14 protein-coding genes and 2 pseudogenes are annotated in these 18,856 nt (G+C 69.9%); 3 read left to right on the top strand and 13 right to left on the bottom strand.

Translation table 11 applies throughout. The annotated features are described in order from the left end of the window. Positions 1 to 210: 210 nt before the first annotated feature. From ID810_RS04820 to ID810_RS04810, 3 genes are all read right to left on the bottom strand, one after another. Entirely contained in the window at positions 211 to 1,557 is a 1,347-nt protein-coding gene (locus ID810_RS04820) for a tripartite tricarboxylate transporter permease (protein ID WP_425321782.1), read from the bottom strand. An 8-nt stretch (positions 1,558 to 1,565) separates the two neighbouring features. After that, entirely contained in the window at positions 1,566 to 1,883 is a 318-nt protein-coding gene (locus tag ID810_RS04815; protein WP_235931634.1) for a hypothetical protein, read from the bottom strand. A gap of 119 nt (positions 1,884 to 2,002) precedes the next feature. Beyond that, positions 2,003 to 3,181, bottom strand: coding sequence for a hydroxymethylglutaryl-CoA synthase (locus tag ID810_RS04810; RefSeq protein WP_166857662.1), 1,179 nt, complete (start codon positions 3,179 to 3,181; stop codon positions 2,003 to 2,005). 133 nt (positions 3,182 to 3,314) lie between these two features. On the opposite strand from ID810_RS04810, the gene ID810_RS12235 reads away from it, so the two are divergent. Beyond that, positions 3,315 to 4,556: a thiolase family protein gene (locus ID810_RS12235; RefSeq protein ID WP_196781524.1), complete on the top strand. Its 1,242-nt coding sequence runs from the start codon at positions 3,315 to 3,317 to the stop codon at positions 4,554 to 4,556. Then, on the top strand, positions 4,553 to 5,884 hold the full coding sequence (locus ID810_RS12230) for a hydroxymethylglutaryl-CoA reductase, degradative (protein ID WP_196781523.1): 1,332 nt from the start codon (positions 4,553 to 4,555) through the stop codon (positions 5,882 to 5,884). The genes ID810_RS12235 and ID810_RS12230 overlap by 4 nt, the downstream gene beginning before the upstream one ends. A 45-nt stretch (positions 5,885 to 5,929) precedes the next feature. Here the strand turns inward: ID810_RS12230 and ID810_RS04800 are convergent, their stop codons facing one another. The 10 genes and pseudogenes from ID810_RS04800 to pyrH (ID810_RS12645) form a co-directional block, all read right to left on the bottom strand. Continuing rightward, positions 5,930 to 6,862 (bottom strand): GNAT family N-acetyltransferase, encoded by a 933-nt coding sequence (locus tag ID810_RS04800; protein ID WP_235931635.1) that lies wholly within the window; start codon positions 6,860 to 6,862, stop codon positions 5,930 to 5,932. A 58-nt stretch (positions 6,863 to 6,920) separates the two neighbouring features. Then, complete coding sequence (locus ID810_RS04795) at positions 6,921 to 8,234, bottom strand: M50 family metallopeptidase (RefSeq protein WP_166857660.1); 1,314 nt, start codon at positions 8,232 to 8,234, stop codon at positions 6,921 to 6,923. 49 nt (positions 8,235 to 8,283) lie between these two features. Then, a complete protein-coding gene (locus ID810_RS04790; RefSeq protein WP_166857658.1) occupies positions 8,284 to 8,829 on the bottom strand; it encodes a DivIVA domain-containing protein in 546 nt (181 codons plus the stop codon). After that, positions 8,826 to 10,004: a dual-specificity RNA methyltransferase RlmN gene (gene rlmN, locus ID810_RS04785; RefSeq protein ID WP_166857845.1), complete on the bottom strand. Its 1,179-nt coding sequence runs from the start codon at positions 10,002 to 10,004 to the stop codon at positions 8,826 to 8,828. Before rlmN ends, ID810_RS04790 begins: the two co-directional genes overlap by 4 nt. Before the next feature lie 344 nt (positions 10,005 to 10,348). Next, positions 10,349 to 11,281 carry a phosphatidate cytidylyltransferase gene (locus ID810_RS04780; RefSeq protein WP_166857843.1) on the bottom strand — a complete coding sequence of 311 codons (933 nt, stop codon included), beginning with the start codon at positions 11,279 to 11,281 and terminating at the stop codon, positions 10,349 to 10,351. Positions 11,282 to 11,331: 50 nt separating this feature from the next. Beyond that, positions 11,332 to 11,889, bottom strand: coding sequence for a ribosome recycling factor (frr, locus tag ID810_RS04775; protein ID WP_166857656.1), 558 nt, complete (start codon positions 11,887 to 11,889; stop codon positions 11,332 to 11,334). Between the two features lie 48 nt (positions 11,890 to 11,937). Then, entirely contained in the window at positions 11,938 to 12,678 is a 741-nt protein-coding gene (gene pyrH / locus ID810_RS04770; protein WP_166857654.1) for a UMP kinase, read from the bottom strand. Between the two features lie 195 nt (positions 12,679 to 12,873). Further along, a complete protein-coding gene (locus ID810_RS04765) occupies positions 12,874 to 15,654 on the bottom strand; it encodes a sialidase family protein (protein WP_195858801.1) in 2,781 nt (926 codons plus the stop codon). Between the two features lie 223 nt (positions 15,655 to 15,877). Further along, positions 15,878 to 15,973, bottom strand: a pseudogene (locus tag ID810_RS04760) (30S ribosomal protein S2); the annotation flags it as partial. Between the two features lie 195 nt (positions 15,974 to 16,168). Beyond that, a pseudogene (gene pyrH / locus ID810_RS12645) lies at positions 16,169 to 16,294 on the bottom strand (UMP kinase); the annotation flags it as partial. Between the two features lie 246 nt (positions 16,295 to 16,540). On the opposite strand from pyrH (ID810_RS12645), the gene ID810_RS04750 reads away from it, so the two are divergent. Next, positions 16,541 to 17,548, top strand: a complete 1,008-nt coding sequence (locus tag ID810_RS04750; protein ID WP_166857649.1) for an ABC transporter ATP-binding protein — start codon at positions 16,541 to 16,543, stop codon at positions 17,546 to 17,548. Positions 17,549 to 18,856 lie beyond the last annotated feature (1,308 nt).

The raw sequence follows: 18,856 nt of genomic DNA, 5'->3' as shown, positions 1-18,856 counted from the left end.
TGGAGGCAAGGGCCAGATTGCGCAGCTCTGGGCGGGCCCGCCATTGGGATGCGCCGCCCATGTCCGCCGCGTGGACACCGACGCGGCGCCGTACGTTCGAGAGCGCGCCGAGGAGGTGGGGGCCGGGAGCCGCGGGTCAGGGGGCCACACTCCCCCCGCTACCCCGCCCCGGACGGTGGGGGCCGGGAACCGCGGGTCAGAGGGAGGGGGTCAGAGGGAGGCGAGCCAGGCCACGATGCCGGGCGAGGCGTACAGCGTCATGAACTGCACGCCGTAGGACACGCCCAGGCGGTTGAGGGAGCCGCACACGATGCCCACGAGCAGCACGCCGAAGACGTTGGCCACACCGGCATCGATGTAGGCGAGCACAACGATGAGGGACACGAACAGTGACAGGACGGCCTCGTGAGGCACCCGCCTGATGACGAAGTGGGTGATCTGGCTGGACCAGCGCACCGCCACCACGTAGGTGACAACGACGGCGATCAGCGCACCCAGGACGGTGGCGATCACCACCTGGGGCAGGCTCAGCAGGTGGTGGATATTGTGCTCGAGGCTGTAGACGCCGTCGGCCTCAAAGAGGGGGCCGGCCGGGCCCGCGGACACACCGGAGATCGGGATGCCCAGGGCGACGAGCGGGATGATGACACCCGCGAGGTAGGTCGAGTGGGTGAGTGAACTCATGACGGTCACGGCCCGCTTGGCACGCTCCACCGGGTCCTTGAGCCGGGCGGCGGAGGCCTCACCCAGCAGGAAGGTCAGGCCCACCGGGGACAGGACGAACAGGGGCGTGGAGGCGGCCGCCATCGCGGCGCTCCAGCCGCCCTCCGAGGCGGTGACGAGCCGGTTCGGGCGCAGCTCACGCGAGCGGAAGCCGTCCGCGCTCAGGCGCGCCTGGGTCAGGGTGCCGTGCGGCAGGGCATTGCGGCGCCGCTTGTTAAGCAGCTCGAGCAGGGTCACGAGCAGCGGGCCGACGGTGATGCCCAGGAAGAAGGAGATGTTGACGCTCTCACCGGGCCTGATGATGCCGTTGGCCTCGTAGACGGCCGGCAGGCCCCTGAAGAGGAAGGCCATGGGCACGATGGAGATCAGCGCCAGGAGTCGGTTCTGGCCCAGCACGGCAAGCAGGCAGGCGCCCAGGGCGAGGATGAGCGGGGCCCGGTCCTTGATGGGATCGGCCAGCGGGGCGACGGCGGCGGCCAGGAGGAAGGCCAGCGGGATGGACACGACCGTGCCGATGGCCGAGCCGACGGCCATTTTACGGATCGTCGTCGAGGCCAGGCCCCGTGAGCGCAGCAGCACGGCGTGCTCCATGAGCGGGGCGCTCATGACGCCGCCGGGCAGGCCCACCAGGGCCGTCGGGATGGCGTTCATGAGGTTGAGGGTGACGATGGCGGAGATGAAGAAGGACAGGACCACCTCGGCGGAGGCGCCGGAGAGCACGAGGGCAAGGGTGACGGGCGCCAGGACGCTCGTCTCGTCCGTGCCGGGGATGAAACCGATGAAGGAGTACAGGACGACGGCAGCCAGGACGGCCACGAGCATGACGGCGAGCATGGCGAGGGTCACGGCGTGACCTCCGAAGGCTCAGAGGGCTCGGTGGCGGCCGTACCAACGTCCTCGGAAGCACCGGAGTCCACGATGCTCACGTCGCGCTTGGGCTGCACGAGCAGGCAGCTCAGGGCGAAGCCGAGGACGGAGCCTGCCAGGCCCCAGAAGAGCAGCTGGCCGCCGGTGAGGGTGGCGACGACGAGGGCGGCGACGGCCGAGGCGGCGCACACCGTCAGGGACAGAACGAGGTCGCGCGCGCTGACGAGGTCGTTCCAGACCTCGATGTGGGGCTCCCGGGGGGCGCCGGTGCGCATGGAGGCGTTGAGGTGCACGACCGGACTCTACGCACCCGGGCGCCGGCCGTGAGGCTCGGCCTCCTATGAGGTAGCCCATGAAACGCCGCCCAGTCGTGTGGGCACTGTCTCTCAGCGGCGGGCTCAGGACGGCGGGCTCAGGGCATGCGGTAGCGGCGCACGCCGTCGACCATGCCGATGAGCGCGTAGGGGCCGCCATCGGGCAGGAGCGTGGAGGAGATGTCCGCCCCGACCGGCTCCAGGGACTCGGTAAGTACCGCCTCGTACTCCTTGACGCTCAGGCGCCTGCGGGCATCGAGCGCGGTCATGGTGGCGGCGGGGTCCCGGCGCGAGTCGAAACCCTCAACGACGGTGGCGGTGACGAGCTCGCCCACCGCGCCCGAGCCGTAGGAGAACAGGCCCAGGCGGTCGCCGGGGCGCAGGTCCGAGTGGTCGAGCAGCGAGAGCAGGCCCAGGAACAGTGAGGCGGTATAGCAGTTGCCCACGCGCCGCGAGTAGATGAGGGACTCGTCGTAGCGGCGGTGCAGGTGGTCGAGGCCGCGGGCCTCGGCCTCCTCGGGCGTCAGGACGCCGGCCAGCGCCTTGCGCCCCATCTTGGTGTAGGGCAGGTGGAAGCACAGGGCCGCGTAGTCCTCAACGTCCAGGCCGCTGGCCTCGCGGTGGGCGGCGAAGACGCGGGCGAACATGGCGGTGTAGCAGCGGTTGGACAGGTGCCCGTCCACGCGCGGGACGCTCTCACCCTCAGGGCGCCAGAAGTCGTAGACGTCCTCGGTGCGGGCGGTGGAGGCCGGGTCGATGATGAGCAGGCGCGGGTCCTGGCGCACAAGCATCGCGACGGCGCCCGCCCCCTGGGTGGGCTCGCCGGCAGTGCCCAGGCCGTAGCGGGCCAGGTCCGAGGCGATGACGAGGGCGGTGCGCCCCGGGTGCGCGGCCACGTAGTCCACGGCGGTCAGCAGCCCGGCGGTACCCGCGTAGCAGGCCTCACGGATGTCGTAGGCGCGCACGCCCTCAGGCAGTCCGAGCAGCCCGTGGACCATGACGGCCATGGCCTTGGAGGCGTCGACGGCGGACTCGGAGCCCAGGACGACGAGCCCGAGGGCGGCGATGTCGGCCTCGTCCGCCCGCTCCACGACGGCGGCGGCGGCCCGGGCGGCCAGGGTGACGACGTCGGTGCTGGCGGGCGAGACGGCCATCTGGTCCTGGCCGAGCCCGATGTGGAACTTGGCGGGGTCCACGCCGCGGGCCACCGCCAGGTCCGTCATGTCGAGGTACAGATCCGGGATCGCGATCTCGAGCGCGTCGATGCCGATGGGCACGCGGGCCTCCAGGTGGGTCGGTCGATGGAGAGGGATCAGGCCGTCTCGACGGCGTCGGCACGCCGCTGATGCGGGCGAGCGGGCGACACCCGGGACATCGTGAGAGTTTAGACTACGCCCCACACACCACCTCATGATTGGGGGCCTCATGCACCACACCCGCAGCGACCTCGCCCGCCTGGAGGGCAACGCCACCGTTATCGTCTCCGCGATGCGCACGCCGACGGGTCGCCGCCGCGGCAGCCTGTCCCACATGACCGCGGCGGAGCTGGGCGCCCACGCGGTGCGGGCGGCGCTGGCACGGGTGCCGAGGGTGGTCGACGACGTCGCCCAGGTCATCTTCGGCAATGTCTACCAGGGCGGTGCCGGGCAGAACGTGGCGCGGCAGGTCGCGCTGGGCGCCGGCCTGGCGGTGCGGGTGCCGGCGATGACCGTCAACGAGGTCTGTGGTTCCGGCCTGAAGTCCGTCATCCTCGCCGAGCAGCTCATCCGGCTGCGGCGCGCCGACGTCGTCGTCGCCGGTGGGACGGAGTCGATGACCCGGGCGGCACTCGTGTCCGCCTACGACCCGGGCACCCGCTCCTACCTTGATCCTCAGCCCTCCCTCATGGTCGACGGGCTGACGGACGCCTTCAGTGGTGAGGCGATGGGGGTCACGGCCGAGGAGGTCGCCAAGCAGCACGCCATCGACCGGGCGAGCCAGGACGCCTGGGCGCTGCGCTCGCACGAGCGGGCCGCCGGCGCCACCCGCGACGGCCTGTACGCCCAGGAGATCGCCCCGGTGGACCTGTCCGACGGCGAGCGCCTGGACCACGACGAGCCGATCCGCCCCGACACGGACGAGGAGCGTCTGGCAGGGCTGCGTCCCGTCTTCGCCGAGGACGGCACCGTCACCGCCGGCAACGCCTCCTCCGTGGCCGACGGCGCCGCAGCCCTCGTGGTGACCTCCGCGGACTATGCCCGTCGCCACGGCCTGGACGTGATGGCGGTGGTCTCCAGCTCCTCGGAGATCGCCATCGACCCGCAGATCATGGGCTTCTCCCCCACCACCGCGATCCGTGACCTGCTGTCCCACCAGGGCCTGACGACGGCGGACGTTGACTCCTACGAGATCAATGAGGCTTTCGCCGCGACCTCCCTGGCCGTGAGCCAGGACCTGGACCTGGACCCGGAGACGGTCAACCCGACGGGCTCGTCGATCGCGCTCGGCCACCCCCTGGGTGCCTCCGGCGCCCGCATCCTCGTCACGCTCGTGCACCGGTTGCGGCGCGAGGGCCTGCACCGCGGGGTCGCCTCGCTGTGCGTGGGCGGCGGCATGGGCATCGCCGTGCTCGTGGAGTCCCTGGCCCGCAGCGAGACCGTGGGGGCCCGGTGAGCCGCCGCTTCTACGAGCTCAGCCCCGCCGAGCGGCGCGAGCAACTGGTCGCCCAGGGCCTGCTCACGCCTGAGGCGTCCGAGGCCCTGGCCAGCCCGTCAGGGCTGGAGGCGCACACCGCCTCGCGGCTCGTGGAGAACCAGGTGGGCCAGCTGCACCTGCCCATCGGGGTGGTGCCGGGCGTGCTGGTCAACGGCCGCACGTACACGGTGCCGCTGTGCACCGAGGAGGCCTCCGTCGTGGCGGCCGCCTCCAATGGTGCCAGGATCGTGCGTGAGGCGGGCGGCTTCACGGCCGTGACGCCCTCGCGCCTGGTGACCGGCCAGGTGGTGGTGGCCGAGCCGCACGACCCGGACCTTGTCACCCGCATCGAGCAGTGCCGCGAGGAGCTCTTCGCCGCTGCGGCCCGGGCCCATCCCTCGATCGTCGCGCGCGGCGGGGGCCTGCGCGGGCTGCGCGTGCGCGCCCTGCCTCCTGCGGGCCCGGACGCCGCCGGGGCACGGGGCTTCGTGAGCGTGGACCTGAGCGTGGACGTGCGCGACGCCATGGGCGCCAACATCGTCGACACCATCGGTGAGGCGGTCGCCGCCGTCCTACGTGAGCGCTTCCCCGAGGAGGAGGTGCTCATGGCGATCATCTCCAACTACGCCGTCGAGGCCCTGGTCGAGGTCTCCTGCGACCTGCCGGCGCCCCTGCTCGTGCAGGCGCGCGCCGCCCGGGGGCTGGCGCCCGAGGAGCTGGCGGACCTCGCCGGGCGCACGGCGCGCCGCATCGCCCTGGCCTCCGACCTCGCCCAGGTGGATACCGCCCGCGCGGTGACGCACAACAAGGGCGTGATGAACGGGATCCACGCCGCCGCCCTGGCCATCGGCAACGACACGCGCGCGATGGAGGCCGGCTGCCACGCCTGGGCCGCGCGCGACGGACGCTACCGGGGCCTGTCGCGCTGGTCGCTCACGGGCTCGCGCCAGACCCCGGTGCTGCACGGGCAGATGAGTGTGCCGCTGCCGCTGGCAAGCGTCGGGGGCACGATCCACGCCCTGCCCCAGGCCGAGGCCGCGCTCAGGCTCATCGGGGTGGGCGACGCCGCTGAGCTGGCGCGCGTGGTTGCCGCAGTCGGCCTGGCACAGAACCTCGCCGCCCTGCGCGCGCTCGTGACCGACGGGATCCAGAAGGGGCACATGGCGATGCACTCGCGCGCCCTGGCGATCACCGTGGGCGCGCGCGGCGAGCAGATCGAGCAAGTCGCCGAGCTGCTGCGCCAGGCACCGCGCATGAACCAGGACACCGCCCGCACCCTGCTCGCCCAGGCCCGCGCCGAGGCCTGAGGCACCCGCGCCCTCACTGGCATCCTCACAGATCCTCACAGATCCTCACAGCAGGACGGTCGAGTAGGTCCCCACACGCTCAAAGCCCAGCCCCCGGTACAGGGCCAGGGCCGCCGTGTTGTAGTCGTTGACGTACAGGCTCACGGTGCCGCCCAGGCCCACATGCTCGGCGCGCACCGCGTCGACCACGGCGGCCAGGGCCACGCTGCCCAGCCCCTGGCCGCGCAGGTCCTCACGTGTCCACACGCCGGTGAGCAGGGCGACGCCGCCGTGCCCTCGCGGCGCGGGCCACAGGGCGCCGACGTCCGCCTTGAAGGCCGCCTGCCGCGGGCCCCCCGGCAGCGGCGCCCGCCCCTCGCCGTCGTCCAGGACGACGTAGGTGCGCCGCGAGTCCACGAGCCAGGAGACATGACGGGCGTACGAGCCACCGATTGCCGTGGGGTCGTAGCCGAGCTCGTCGTGAAACATCGCCACCGAGGCGGGCAGCACGAGTGGCGTCTCCTCGCCCGTGGCCGCGTGCAGCATCTCGGCCGCCCACCTCATGGCGGGGCGTCGGTCGAGCGCGGCGCGGGCCAGCCCCCCGGGCAGGTGGGGCGCCACGAGCATGGGCTGGGTCCACCTCTCCTCACGGCTGGCCAGGCCCAGGCCCACCAGCGCGCTCCAGACGGGCTCGACATCCTCGGCGGGGCCGTAGACGGAGCCGTTGCGGGTCAGACGCCGATGGGCGTGCTCGGCCAGCGCCCACACCTGCGCGTCGCTCGCTCCCGCGTGGCCCAGCGCGGGCCGGGCGGCCAGGCCGAAGGGTAGGAGCGAACCGGTGGCCCAGGCGCCGCCATCGGGACTGTCGGCACGCCCCAGGGCGACGACGTCGCCACTGCCCCAGGTCGGCCACCGACGCAGCTGGCCGGCCAGGCCCACGCCGGCCACCGGGTCGAGGGCGCACAGGTCGAGCAGCCCCCCGGCCGTTGCGGGAGTCACGGGCCCCAGGAGCCGGGGGCGGGGCAGGAGCCGCACCGCTCTTCTCACACCGCGCGTCTCACAAGGGGGCGACGAGATCGACCCAGATGAGCAGTACCGCCATGACGATGAGCAGGCCGAAGACCACCTGCCCCACGGGCAGCATGCGGGCGGTGTCCGCGTAGCCGGGGTCCGCTCGTCCGGAGGCGCGCGCCCAGGTGCGCCGCAGCCCCTCCCAGCAGGCCCCGGCCACGTGGCCGCCGTCGAGCGGCAGCAGGGGCACGAGGTTGAAGGCGAACAGAGCAAGGTTGAGTGAGCCCAGGAGGCTGAGCATCGTGAACAGGCGCACGGAGAAGGGAATGTGTCCCGTGCCGGCCCCGGCCGCGGAGACCTCCCCGGCAATACGCCCCACGCCGACGAGACTGATGAGGCCCTCGGGGTTGCGCTCCTCGGCCCCCACGCCCGCCAGGACCGCGTGGTAGAGGCCGGCGGGGATGGTGACGATGGCCCCCAGGGTCTTGCTGACGGCGAGGGCGACCTGTCCCGCGACCTCGCCGGCGGGCACGCGCACCGTGCCCAGGGTCGGGCTGAGCCCCACATAGGGGCGCAGGCGGGTGACCACCGTGCCGTCCTCAGCGGTCACCGGGTGGCCGGCCTCGTCGTAGACGGTCCGCTCGATCTCGACGGCGGAGACGGTGAGGGTCAGTTGCTGGCCGTCGCGCTCGACGACGACCTCGCGTGGCCCGGTGCCGCTGGCGAGGATCGCGGCCTGCACGTCCTCCCAGGTCGCAAGCGGGGCCCCCGCCCAGGTCAGCAGCCGGTCACCGGGTTCAAAACCGGCGGCCTGGGCGGGTGAGACCGGGTCCGTGTCGGTGCACTCGACGGCGGACTCGACGTCGGCGGACACGCAGGTCGTGACCGTGGCGACGGTGGCGGTGTAGCCGGGCTGCCCGACGACGCCGAGGGCCACGGCCAGCAGCAGCACCCCCAGAACGAGGTTGGTGAGGATGCCCCCGGCCATGACGATGAGCTTGCGGGGCACGCTCAGGCGGTAGAAGGCCCGGTGCTGCTCGTCGGGGCCGAGCTCGGTCAGGGACTCCTCGCGGGCCTCAGCGACCATGCTCCCGGGCTTGTCCGGGCGGTCGGGGCGCGCGGGCGGGAGCATGCCCAGCAGGCGCACGTAGCCGCCCAGCCAGATCGCCTTGACGCCGTACTCCGTGCCGCCGCGGCGGAAGGACCACAGGCGCGGCCCGAAGCCGATGAAGTACTCGGGGACCTTCACGCCGAAGGCCTTGGCCGGCAGCATGTGCCCCAGCTCGTGCAACGCCACGGACAGGGCGATGCCGACAACGAGGGCGAGCACGCCCAGGGCGTAGGCGAGGGTGGCACTCATACAGTGGTCTCCTGTGGTCTCGGGCGGCGGGTGCGGGCGGCCCGAACGCTCACTCGACGGACAGCAGCACCTCGACGACGCGGGCGAGGTAGCGGTCCACGCTGCGCTCCTCGTAGGCCTTGGCCCCGCGCGCGGAGGTGAACATGGCGCCGCGGACCTGCTCGGAGGTCAGGGTGGCGGCGGAGTCGAAGTAGGCGGCGACGCGGTCCATGAGGGCGTCGACCTCCTCGCGGGAGTAGCCGCGGCGCCGGGCGGGGGCGAAACGCTCTCCTGCGGGGCGCAGGAGCCGGGGGTACAGGCTGGTGGCGAGATCGGCCACCTGACGCATCCAGGCGTCACGTCCCAGCCGCGAGACGATGTCGGAGCGCCGCTGTTGGAGGAAGGCCGCCTCAAGGCGGTCCAGGGCGGCGTCAACGGAATCGGGCCGGTAGCCGCCGTGGACGACGTCGAAGGCGACGGTGCGCACGCCCTCGGAGTCCATCTCCTCCAGGTCACCGGCGTCGTAGATCTCGTGCGCGGTTGTGAAGTAGCGGTCGACCTGCTCGGTCCGGTAGCCCCTACGCAGGGCACCCACCTTGGGAAACATGCCGCTCATTGCTGTGTCCTCGACCTCTCCTGGCCCAGCACCTCGGCGGCCAGCTGGCCACAGGCGCCGTCGATGTCGCTACCCCGGGTGTCGCGCACCGTCGTGGTGACACCCGCCTGGCGCAGTGTATCCACGAACCGGTCCTGGACGTCCGGCTCCGAGCAGGTCCAGATGGAGCCGGGGGTGGGATTGAGGGGGATGGGGTTGACGTGGGCCCAGCCGCGCCCGCGCCGGTTGAGCTCGTCCGCGAGCAGCTGGGCCCGCCAGGCGTGGTCGTTCATGTCCTTGATGAGGGCGTACTCGATGGACACGCGCCGGCCGGTCGCCTCGAAGTAGTCGTGGGCGGCGTCGAGGAGCTCGTCCACCTTCCACTTGGAGTTGACGGGGATGAGCTCGTCACGCAGGCCGTCGTCGGGGGCGTGCAGGGACACGGCCAGCGTCACCGGGATCCCCTCGCCCGCGAGGCGGCGGATGAGGGGCACGAGGCCCACCGTGGAGACGGTGATGGAGCGGGCGGACAGGCCGAAGCCCTCCGGCGCCGGGTCGGTCATGCGGCGCAGGGCGGCGACGACGTTCTTATAGTTGACCATCGGCTCGCCCATGCCCATGAAGACGACGTTGGACAGGCGGGCGGGGCCCCCGGTGAGATCGCCGCGCTGGGAGGCGAGGGCGGCGTGGCGCACCTGCTCGATGATCTCCGCGGTCGACAGGTTGCGGGTCAGGCCCATCTGGCCGGTGGCGCAGAAGGGGCAGGCCATGCCGCAGCCGGCCTGGGAGGACACACACAGGGTGGTGCGCTCGCGGTAGCGCATGAGGACGGACTCCACGCGCACGCCGTCGTGCAGCTCCCACAGGTGCTTGATGGTGCGGCCGCCGTCGGCGCGCAGGGCACGCACTTCGGTGATGAGCTCGGGTAGGAGCTCGCCGGCCAGTTGCTCGCGCTGGGCGGCGGGCAGGTCCGTCATGTCCGCGGCCTCGCGCGTGAAGTGTGTGAAGTAGTGGCGTGAGAGCTGGTCTGCCCTGAAGGCGGGCAGGCCGACGTCGGCGAGGGCGTTCTTGCGTGCGGCCAGGTCGAGGTCGGCCAAGTGGCGGGGCGCCTTGCCGCGGGCCACGGGCACGGCGAAGGACAGGCGTGGCTTGGCGTCCGGGCTGGTGGCACCCTCGGGGGCCTGGTCCGTGGGCATGACCTGGGTCTCGCCCGGACGCCGACGCCGGATGCCGACGGGCTGGGGCGGCTGGGCCCGCCCGGTGCGGGTCGAGGTGCGCGCAGTGGTGGCGGTGCGGCGCTGCTGGTCATGGGTGGGGCTCACGAGACTGGAGCTCCTCTCACCGGGTCGGCGTGTGCTCGGGGCGCGGATGCGCGGGTGCTGAGGTTACCGGTCGGCGGGCCGCGGTGCCGCGCCGGGGGTCACACCCGCCGTTTCGTCCGCGTCACGTGCGGGTTCGGCTGTGGGAGGCCAGCTGCGCTCCGGTGTCGAAGGGTTTCGTCCGCGTCACGTGCGGGTTCGGCACTGCCTGCCCAGTTTCTTCAGCCCAGGAGGAGGGTGGCGACGTAGACGATGGGCGCGGACACGAGAATGGAGTCGAGGCGGTCCATGAGACCACCGTGGCCGGGCAGGAGAGTGCCCATGTCCTTCAGGCCCAGGTCCCGCTTGAGCAGGGACTCCCCCAGATCACCCAGGGTGGAGATAATGACGACGACGAGACCGAGCAGCGCACCCGCCCACACGGGCCCGTCCAGGGCCCACACGCTCAGGCCCCCGGCGAGCACCGTCGCGGTGAGGGATCCGGCGAAGCCCTCCCAGGACTTCTTGGGTGACACGCTCGGCGCCATAGGGTGCTTGCCGAAGGTGATGCCTGCGAGCCAGCCGCCGGTGTCATTGGCGATCGGCAGGGCTAAGAGCATGACGATCTTGCCGACGCCGTGCTCCTGCGAGACGAGCAGGATGGCGAATCCGGCCAGGAAGGGCAGGTAGCTGGCGACCAGGACCGAGGCGGCGGCGGTGACCGAGCGCGAGCGGCGCACGTCGTCGTGGGCGTGCGTGCGGGGCACGCCGTCGTGACCGGCAGCCTCCAGCGGGGTCCCGGAGTCCGCCTCCGCCTGGTCGAGGAAGCACCACAGGACGCAGGCACCGGCGGTGGCGATGTAGGCACCGAAGGCGCCCTCGGCACCCACGGTCCAAGCGCACACGGCGATCCCGAGCGTGCCGAGCCACAGGGGCGGCAGCGGCAGGCGGATGCCTTTGCGGGCGAAGGCGCCGGCGAGCTCCCACAGGGCGCCGCAGACGGCGACGACGACGAGGCCGACGAAGATGACCTTCTTGATCAGCAGGGAGGCGAGGACCAGCGCGATGAGGACAACCGCGACCCCGACGGCGGCGGGCAGGTTGCGCCCGGCACGCCCGGTGGAGGGCAGGGGCGCGTGGTTGCGCGTCGGCGGCGGGGTCAGCACAGTGCTCAGCAGGCTCACGAGCGGTACTGTCCGGTCTGTCGGGTTGAGGTCTTGGGGTCTCAGACTTCGAGGAGCTCGGACTCCTTGGCGGCCAGGGCGGCATCGACGGCGTCAACGAAGCGCTTGGTGAGGGCGTCGAGCTCGCTCTCGGCGCGCTTGACCTCGTCCTCCCCGGCCTCCCCGGCCTTCTTGATGGCCTCGAGCTCCTTCTTCGACTTGCCGCGGATGCCCCGGACCTGGACACGGGAGTCCTCGGCGCGGGTGCGGGCGAGCTTGACGTAGTCCTTGCGGCGCTCCTCGGTGAGGGCGGGCAGGGTCACGCGGATGACGGTGCCGTCGTCGGTGGGGTTGACGCCAAGGTCGGACTCGCGGATGGCGGTGGTGATGGCCTTCGTCGCAGAGCGGTCGAAGGGGCTGACGATGACGGTGCGGGCCTCGGGTATGGTGATCCCGGCGAGTTGCTGCAGGGGTGTGGGGGCGCCGTAGTAGTCGACCATGATGCTGTTGAACATGGTGGGGTTGGCGCGGCCGGTGCGGATGGCGGCCATCTCGCGCTTGGCGGCCTCGAGGGCGGCCTCCATCTTCTCCTCGGCCTCGAGCATGACGTCGTCGATCATCGGTGTTCCTTAGGTGTTCGTGGGGTTCGTGGAGTGGTGGTCGCCGTCTCAGGCGCTGGTGACGAGGGTGCCGATCCGCTCTCCGAGCAGGGCGCGGGTGATGTTGCCGGGCTCCCCCATGCCGAAGACCCTCATTGTGAGGTTGTTGTCCCGGCACAGGGCGAAGGCGGAGGCGTCGACGACCTGCAGCCCGTCGGCCAGGGCGCGCTCGTAGGTGAGGGACTCGAGCAGCTTGGCGTTGGGGTCCCTGCGCGGATCGGCCGTGTAGACGCCGTCGACGCCGTTCTTACCCACGAGCAGCTCGTCGCAGTGCGACTCAAGGGCGCGCTGGGCGGAGACGGTGTCCGTGGAGAAGTAGGGCAGTCCGGCTCCTGCACCGAAGATGACGACGCGGCCCTTCTCCATGTGGCGGATTGCTCTGAGCGGCAGGTAGGGCTCGGCGACCTGGGTCATGGCGATGGCGGACTGGACGCGGGCGGGCACGCCGGCCTGCTCGATGAAGTCCTGCAGGGCCAGGGCATTCATCACGGTGCCGAGCATGCCCATGTAGTCGGCGCGGGCGCGGTCGATGCCCCGCTGGGACAGCTCAGCGCCGCGGAAGAAGTTGCCGCCGCCGACGACGACGGCGACCTGGATGCCCTGGCGCACGGCATCGGCGATCTGGCGGGCGGCGTCGGAGACGACGTCGGGGTCCAGGCCGACGCTGCCACCGCCGAAGACCTCACCGGAGACCTTGAGCAGGACACGGCGCGAACGGGTGTGCGTGCTGGGTGTGTCCGCTGCGGTCATCAAGGCTCTCCTCGCTCGTAGGTCCCGGTACCGGGCTGGAGGGCACGCGTGCCCTCGGCCGAGCCTACCTTCTCACCGGTCCTGGAGATGCAGGCCCGGTGGTGCGGGTACAGGCGTCAGAGGGTCGCTGTTGCCGGCCACGGGTGTGGCTGGCAACAGCGACCCTCAGTGAGCCTCGGTGCGAGGCCGGATCACTCAGGCGCGCTCAGACCGGCGGCGCAGCAGGAGGCCTCCTGCGCCCAGAGCTCCGGCGACGGTGAGCAGCGTCATGGCGGCGACGCCCGTGCGGGCGAGGCTGGGGCCCTTGCTCGGCTGCGGCTTAGCGCTTGGCTTGACCGGTGCCGCCGTCGGGTCAATCGTCGCCGTCGGGGTGTCGTCCCCCGTGGGAGCGACAGTCGGGGCAGCAGACGTCGTCGGGTCAGCCGTCGTCGTCGGGTCAGCCGTCGTCGTCGGGTCAGCCGTCGTCGTCGGGTCAGCCGTCGCCGTCGGGTCAGCCGTCGTCGTCGGGTCAGCCGTCGCCGTCGGGTCAGCCGTCGCCGTCGGGTCAGCCGTCGTCGTCGGGTCAGCCGCCGTGGGAGCGACAGTCGGGACCACGGACGGCGTCGGCGTGGCGGACGGCGTCGGCTGGGGGGCGGGCTGCAGGGTCAGGGTGAAGGTGGTCGTGGCCGTGCGGGGCGCCTGGCCAGTGCCATCCTCCGCCTCAGTAACGGTCACAGTCACCTCGTACTGCTTCTCCTGCGTGATACCCGCCTTGGCAACGCCCTTGATGGTCCCCGACTCGGCGTCGTAGGCCAGGCCCTCCGGCAGACCGGTAACGGACACCGTGTCCTCCAGCGCCGGGTCTCCCCCGGTGACGGTCACGGCCACAGCGGGCAGCTCCTCACCGTCAGTCAGAGTCTGGGCCGCAATGTCAGCGATCGTCAGCGCGGGAGCCTCGCACAGGTTCGGGGCGATGTCACTGAGCGTGAACCTGAGGTAGCCGATGTCGTTGAAACCCTGCGGCTCGAACAGCAGCCCGATGGAGCCATCCGGCTGGACGGCCATCGTCGTGTAGCCGGTCTTGCCATTGATGACCTGTTTCCTGTGGCTCCAGGTCACACCATCGTCGCAGGAGGCGAGCACGGTGCCGTTGTTCCTGTTGGACTGGTTGACGGTGCCGGAGTAGAGCAGCACCTTCGAGCGCGCAGAGCCGGGGGTGGCATTGGGGTAGGCGCGGATGATCTGGGCGTTGTTGGCCGGGTCCATGATCTGGGTCTCGAGCCGAGTCTCACCCCAGGTCGCCCCGCCGTCCTCGGAGATGGCAACGAGGCGGTAGCCGGTTCCCGGGGCGCGCGAGTTGAGCATGAGGCGGCCGTCGGAGAGCTCGACGACCTTGTTCTCGTCGAACCTCCACGGTGTCTGGCCGCCGCTCTCAGTGGAGGCGTAGGCCCCGGTCGCCCAGGTCTCGCCGTGGTCGTCGGAGTACATGGACATGGCGACGACCCGCCCGTCAGTGGCCACGCAGGCGATTTGCTGGACGAGGCGTCCCGCGTGGGGGTCCTGCTTCTTCTGGATACCGGCGCCGGAGGTGGCGAAGCAGGAACGCAGGTCCGTCTTGTCGTCCAGGGCCTGGGCGGTGACAACCCGCGGGGTCCAGGTGTGTCCGTTGTCCGTGGAGACGGACAGCCCCAGGTTCATCGTGTGCCTGTTGGTCTCATCAATGAGTCCGTCGGCACCACGGGTGTAGGCGGGGTTGTTGGCGAAGACGCCGGAGTCGAAGCTCTGGACATGGAAGTTGAAGATGGTGCCCGTGGTGGCGTCGACGACGTACGAGGGGTCGGAGAAGCCCAGTCGATCCGAGTCAACGACATTGCCCTGGGCGATGACGGTCTCAGGGCCCCAGGTGGCGCCGTTGTCGGTGGAGCGGCGCTGGACGATCCAGTTGGCGTTGGGCGAGTCGCCTCCGCCCGAACCGCCGTCCGTGGGACGACGGTCGTAGGCGGCCAAGATGTCGCCGTTGGGGGCGACGGCGATGGACGGGATGCGGACGTTGTAGGCGTCAGGGCGATGGGTACCCAGGGTGACCGGCGTGGAGATGCCCGCCTCCAGCGTCGGGTCCGCGTCATTGCTGGCGGCGGGGACCGCGGCGTCGAAGGTGGTGGGACCACCGGTCTGGAGAGTCTCCCCCTGCAGGGGGCCGACGCGGGTGATGGAGCCGGAGTAGCCGGTGGAGGAGGTGACCGCGAAGGTGACGCTCGGCGTGACGCTTCCCGCCTGGACGTCGGCGGCGGTGATGGTGTAGGAGGGCAAGAGGCACTCCTGGGTCGTGCCTGCCGCCAGGCTCTTCCAACGGCAGTGCGCGGTGCCGTCCAGGTCGGAGGCGCTGACAAGGACGGAGCGGTCGGCCTCCGACCTGTTGGTCACACGAAGGCGGTAGTCGATGACCTGTCCGAGCTGGTAGCGGCCGTCCGCGGGGGGCGGGGTCAGGGCCTCGATCTCGGCGCTCAGGGAGGGGTTGTTGGGGTCGTCGGGGGTCTGCTCGACGACGACCGGCAGCTCGGCGGTGACGGTCCCGACGAAGGTCTCAGTTCCTCCGTAGCCCGGTGCCGAGTAGGCGTTGTAGGAGATCGAGGGGTGGAGGGTGCCGGATGCGACGTCTTCAGCGGTGACCGTGTAGCGCGCCCGCCCGCTGCACACCTGCAGCACGTTGGACGGCGCCTGGTGCCAGCGGCAGCCCTCGTAGTTGGTGAGGTTGGAGGTGCCCGGGCGGAAACCGAGGGCCGAGGACGTGGTGTTGGTCAGTGAGATGTCGATCGGGACCGTCTCACCGACGGTCCACGAGGCGCCGTTGGCGGGGATACCGGTGACCGCGAGGTCGACCGTTGCCAGGTCGAAGGTCTCGGCATGGGCAGGGGGGACGGGCACGAGCGCTGCGGGAACGCACAGCGCCAGTGCGGCGAGCAATGTTATGAGGGACTTGGTTCGTCGTTGAGCCATACCTCACATCATCATACATCTGACGTCGGAACTCAAGCCGACTGCCGTGGCTCTTCCTACGTGCGCCGGGGAGGGCGACGCGCCGAGCCGACGGGCCAGACCCGCGACCGAGGTGCGCTCTCGCGGAACTGGCTGGTTGCATCGGGCCACCACACGCAAGGAGCGGGTGAGCACCGCAGTGTCCACCCGCTCCCGCCGGGAACTGCTGCACTCAGGCGCCGACGAGGATGAAGCGCTTCATCTTGGGGTTCCAGCGGCGGGTCTGGTGCCCGAAGTGGACGCCGGACTCCAGGAGCTGACGCATGGTGACGATGGCCATGACGGTCCTTTCGCTGCGGGCGGGGAGGTTGCCCCACACGCGGAGTGAGGGGGACGGGCCGGGCCCCGCCCCTGTGGCGGTCCGACAGCGTCCCGTGGTAGTTGTCCCCCGCTGACCTGGGCCGCGTGGGCTGCCGGCAGGACCGGCAGGGATCGAGGGTTCGCGGACGCGGGCACGCGAAGTCAGTCACCTGCCGGCGGACAGCTCGGCACCGCGGAAGAAGTTGCCGCCGCCGAAGACCTCGCCGGAGAGCTTAAGCAGCACCCGGCGGGGATGAGTGCCGTGGGCGATGCGGTCGTCACGGTCCGGGGACTCGCTCATGCGTGATGCCTCTCGGCTGGGATGCGGACGGTTCGGCGGCTCGCGGCCGGGCGCTCGGCACAGCCTACCGTGCCTACGCACTGGACCAACAATCTTAAGGCACAGCCTAACCTGACCCCAGCGCACACAAAACAAAGACAACACAAAGGACCGTTCCATACCACATCTCTGCCATTATCGCATTGCACACACCGGCTGACATGCGATATACTCATAACTGAGCATTCCTGAGAAGAGGTGACATCCATGGAGGCACCCCAGTTTCCTCACGTTGCACTCATTCTTTTGTTCGCGATCCCGTTATTTGCCTTTGTGTACTTCAGCCCGCGCGTCGCGCCATTTGCGGGCGGGTCCGACGATATCCGTGTTACCGGCAAGAGGCAAGGTCAATCTATTAAGCTTCTTATTCCTCGGAGCGGCAAGGTACTTGCGTCTCGGGACAATGCGGTTGCAGCACCTTTAAACTCACCAGTGCGTGCAATCGAAATTCGCGCTCTGAGGAAGAACTATGACGGACACGAAGTACTACATGACATTACTGTGAACGTCGGGTATGGAGCTATCACCTGCCTGCTCGGCCCCAACGGGGCAGGCAAGACAACACTGATGCGTATTCTCGTTGGGCACGAGGCGATGAGCGCAGGAGCGGCGAGTATCTCACTTGCGGGAACCGAGACTCTTGCAGACCGCGCCGTTGGTTACATCCCCGATTCCTCCTTGGTCTATCCACTACTAACAGTGCGCGAGCATCTGCGGCTGGTGGAGGCGGTTTACGGTCTCGGCCGGTTCAGCCGGGCGCGGGAGGAGCGGTTCCTGGAGGCGCTGGGCCTGGATGAACACGCCGACGTGCTGGCCAGTAAGTTGTCGAAGGGGCTTAAGAAGCGGTTGATGCTCGCCTGCGCGGTGCGCCAGGGAGCGCGGGTCCTGATCCTGGACGAGCCCTTCGACGGGCTCGATCCCGCGGGTCAGGAAATGCTGATGTCATTGGTGGAGCAACTGCGCGACCAGGGACGCTGCATGCTGGTGTCGACGCATCGCCTGGACATTGCCGAACGGGTAGCCGATGAACTGATCGTGCTAGACCACGGCACGTTAGTCTTTTCTGGGACGCCCGCTCAGTTTGTACGGATTGGTCAAGCCGCTGGCAGGCAGGTCTCAGGCGATCAGACTGCATTCGAGGCTGCCTTCGCAGCCGTCAGCAACCGCAATGAGTCCCGGCCCCGGTTGCACGAGTTCGGTGGGATGGCCCCATGACGACCACAGTTTCTACCGAGGCCGGTACCTACGCTCATCCGTGTTCCCTGCGGCTGGTTGTGATGTTGCTAGGCACACGCTTACGCAGTGCTCGGCACAAAGCGCACAATTTGCTCGCACAGTGGCCGGGCCGAATTGTTTTCATCGGCGTGATCCTTGCAAGTGCCCGACTACTTTGGATACTGGTTGCTCCGCCACCTGATTCGGCACTAGCCAATTACGAGGAGTTGCTACACGACGTGCTCGGCGCGCTGCTATTGTCGGTTACATCGATCTGGGGCTCCCGCTCACTATCCCGGGTTCCAGCTATTCTCAACACTGGTGACGTCGGTATCGCCGATCCAGGTCTGCTGATTCGATCATCACTCACCGCGTCCATTCTAGCCCGCCTGCCGGTACCCGTCATCGGAGGTCTATACCTCACCGCGGTGCTCGTTGGGCTGGCGCCAACGCAATGGACAACCCTTGATACACGCGTCTGCTTGTGGGCGGCACTAGGCGCTTTCGGAGTTTGGATGGCCAGCGCTCGCTTGGCCGGCAGCTGTGTTGCATGGGTATCTCCCCGCGCACGTCAGCTTCTGATCCTAGCGTGGTGGTTCCCGGTCGCCGTCGTGCTATGCGTGGTGATCCCCCGTGTTCCAGAACAGGGGGCGGGGGCGCTGAACTTACTGGGCGACATCTTCATGACGCTAACCGAGCATTGGCTTTCGGCCATGCTGCTTGTCTTGGGTGCGGCGTTCAACTACGCGGTAATCGTTGTATGCGCACCCTGGTTCACTCCGCTTTGGGCGCTGCCTGCATACCAGATCGCTGCAATACTGGACCTGGCTGACAGTAGGGACCCGTCGGCGGCATTGGCGCTTACGCGCCCAGCATATGCGCACAGCGGGCGTGTGCCCGGCTTCGTCAACGGCCCTGTCACATTCTCCGTACGCCAGTGGTGGGAGGCGGGACGTCGCCATACTGGGCGAGTACTCGTCTTCAAGGCGCTGGCGGCCTATGGGGTCGGCCGCTTGATCGGTTGGTTGCTTCCGGAATGGTGGCCAATCGCGTTCCTGATCGTGGGAGGATTCGCTGCTTCCTCATGCGCACTGGACGGTGCTCTGGCGGAGGCACGCTACCCCCTGTTCTCTGCGGCTAGCAGCACACGCCGGAACGCCCTGTGCGTGGGGGCCTGGAGCTGCCTGTTACCTGCATCACAAACGTGCCTGATCTGTCTGCTGAATGTCCTCGGCGGCGCCCACTCCAGGCTCTCGGGCCAGACAGTCACTATTACCCTAGGATGCGCAATCACCTGGCCCATTATCT

The sequence above is a fragment of the Actinomyces respiraculi genome, assembly GCF_014595995.2.
GTDB lineage: Bacteria > Actinomycetota > Actinomycetes > Actinomycetales > Actinomycetaceae > Actinomyces > Actinomyces respiraculi.
Note: the sequence above shows the minus strand (reverse complement) of the source record. Positions and strands in the feature narration are given on the sequence as shown.

Coding starts and splice junctions, on each gene's coding strand:
- ID810_RS04820 (WP_425321782.1), bottom strand. CDS start 1,557: ATGCTCGCCGTCATGCTCGTGGCCGTCCTGGCTGCCGTCGTCCTGTAC.
- ID810_RS12235 (WP_196781524.1), top strand. CDS start 3,315: ATGATTGGGGGCCTCATGCACCACACCCGCAGCGACCTCGCCCGCCTG.
- ID810_RS04795 (WP_166857660.1), bottom strand. CDS start 8,234: ATGAGTGCCACCCTCGCCTACGCCCTGGGCGTGCTCGCCCTCGTTGTC.
- ID810_RS04790 (WP_166857658.1), bottom strand. CDS start 8,829: ATGAGCGGCATGTTTCCCAAGGTGGGTGCCCTGCGTAGGGGCTACCGG.
- rlmN (WP_166857845.1), bottom strand. CDS start 10,004: ATGCCCACGGACCAGGCCCCCGAGGGTGCCACCAGCCCGGACGCCAAG.
- frr (WP_166857656.1), bottom strand. CDS start 11,889: ATGATCGACGACGTCATGCTCGAGGCCGAGGAGAAGATGGAGGCCGCC.
- pyrH (WP_166857654.1), bottom strand. CDS start 12,678: ATGACCGCAGCGGACACACCCAGCACGCACACCCGTTCGCGCCGTGTC.
- ID810_RS04765 (WP_195858801.1), bottom strand. CDS start 15,654: ATGGCTCAACGACGAACCAAGTCCCTCATAACATTGCTCGCCGCACTG.
- ID810_RS04750 (WP_166857649.1), top strand. CDS start 16,541: ATGGAGGCACCCCAGTTTCCTCACGTTGCACTCATTCTTTTGTTCGCG.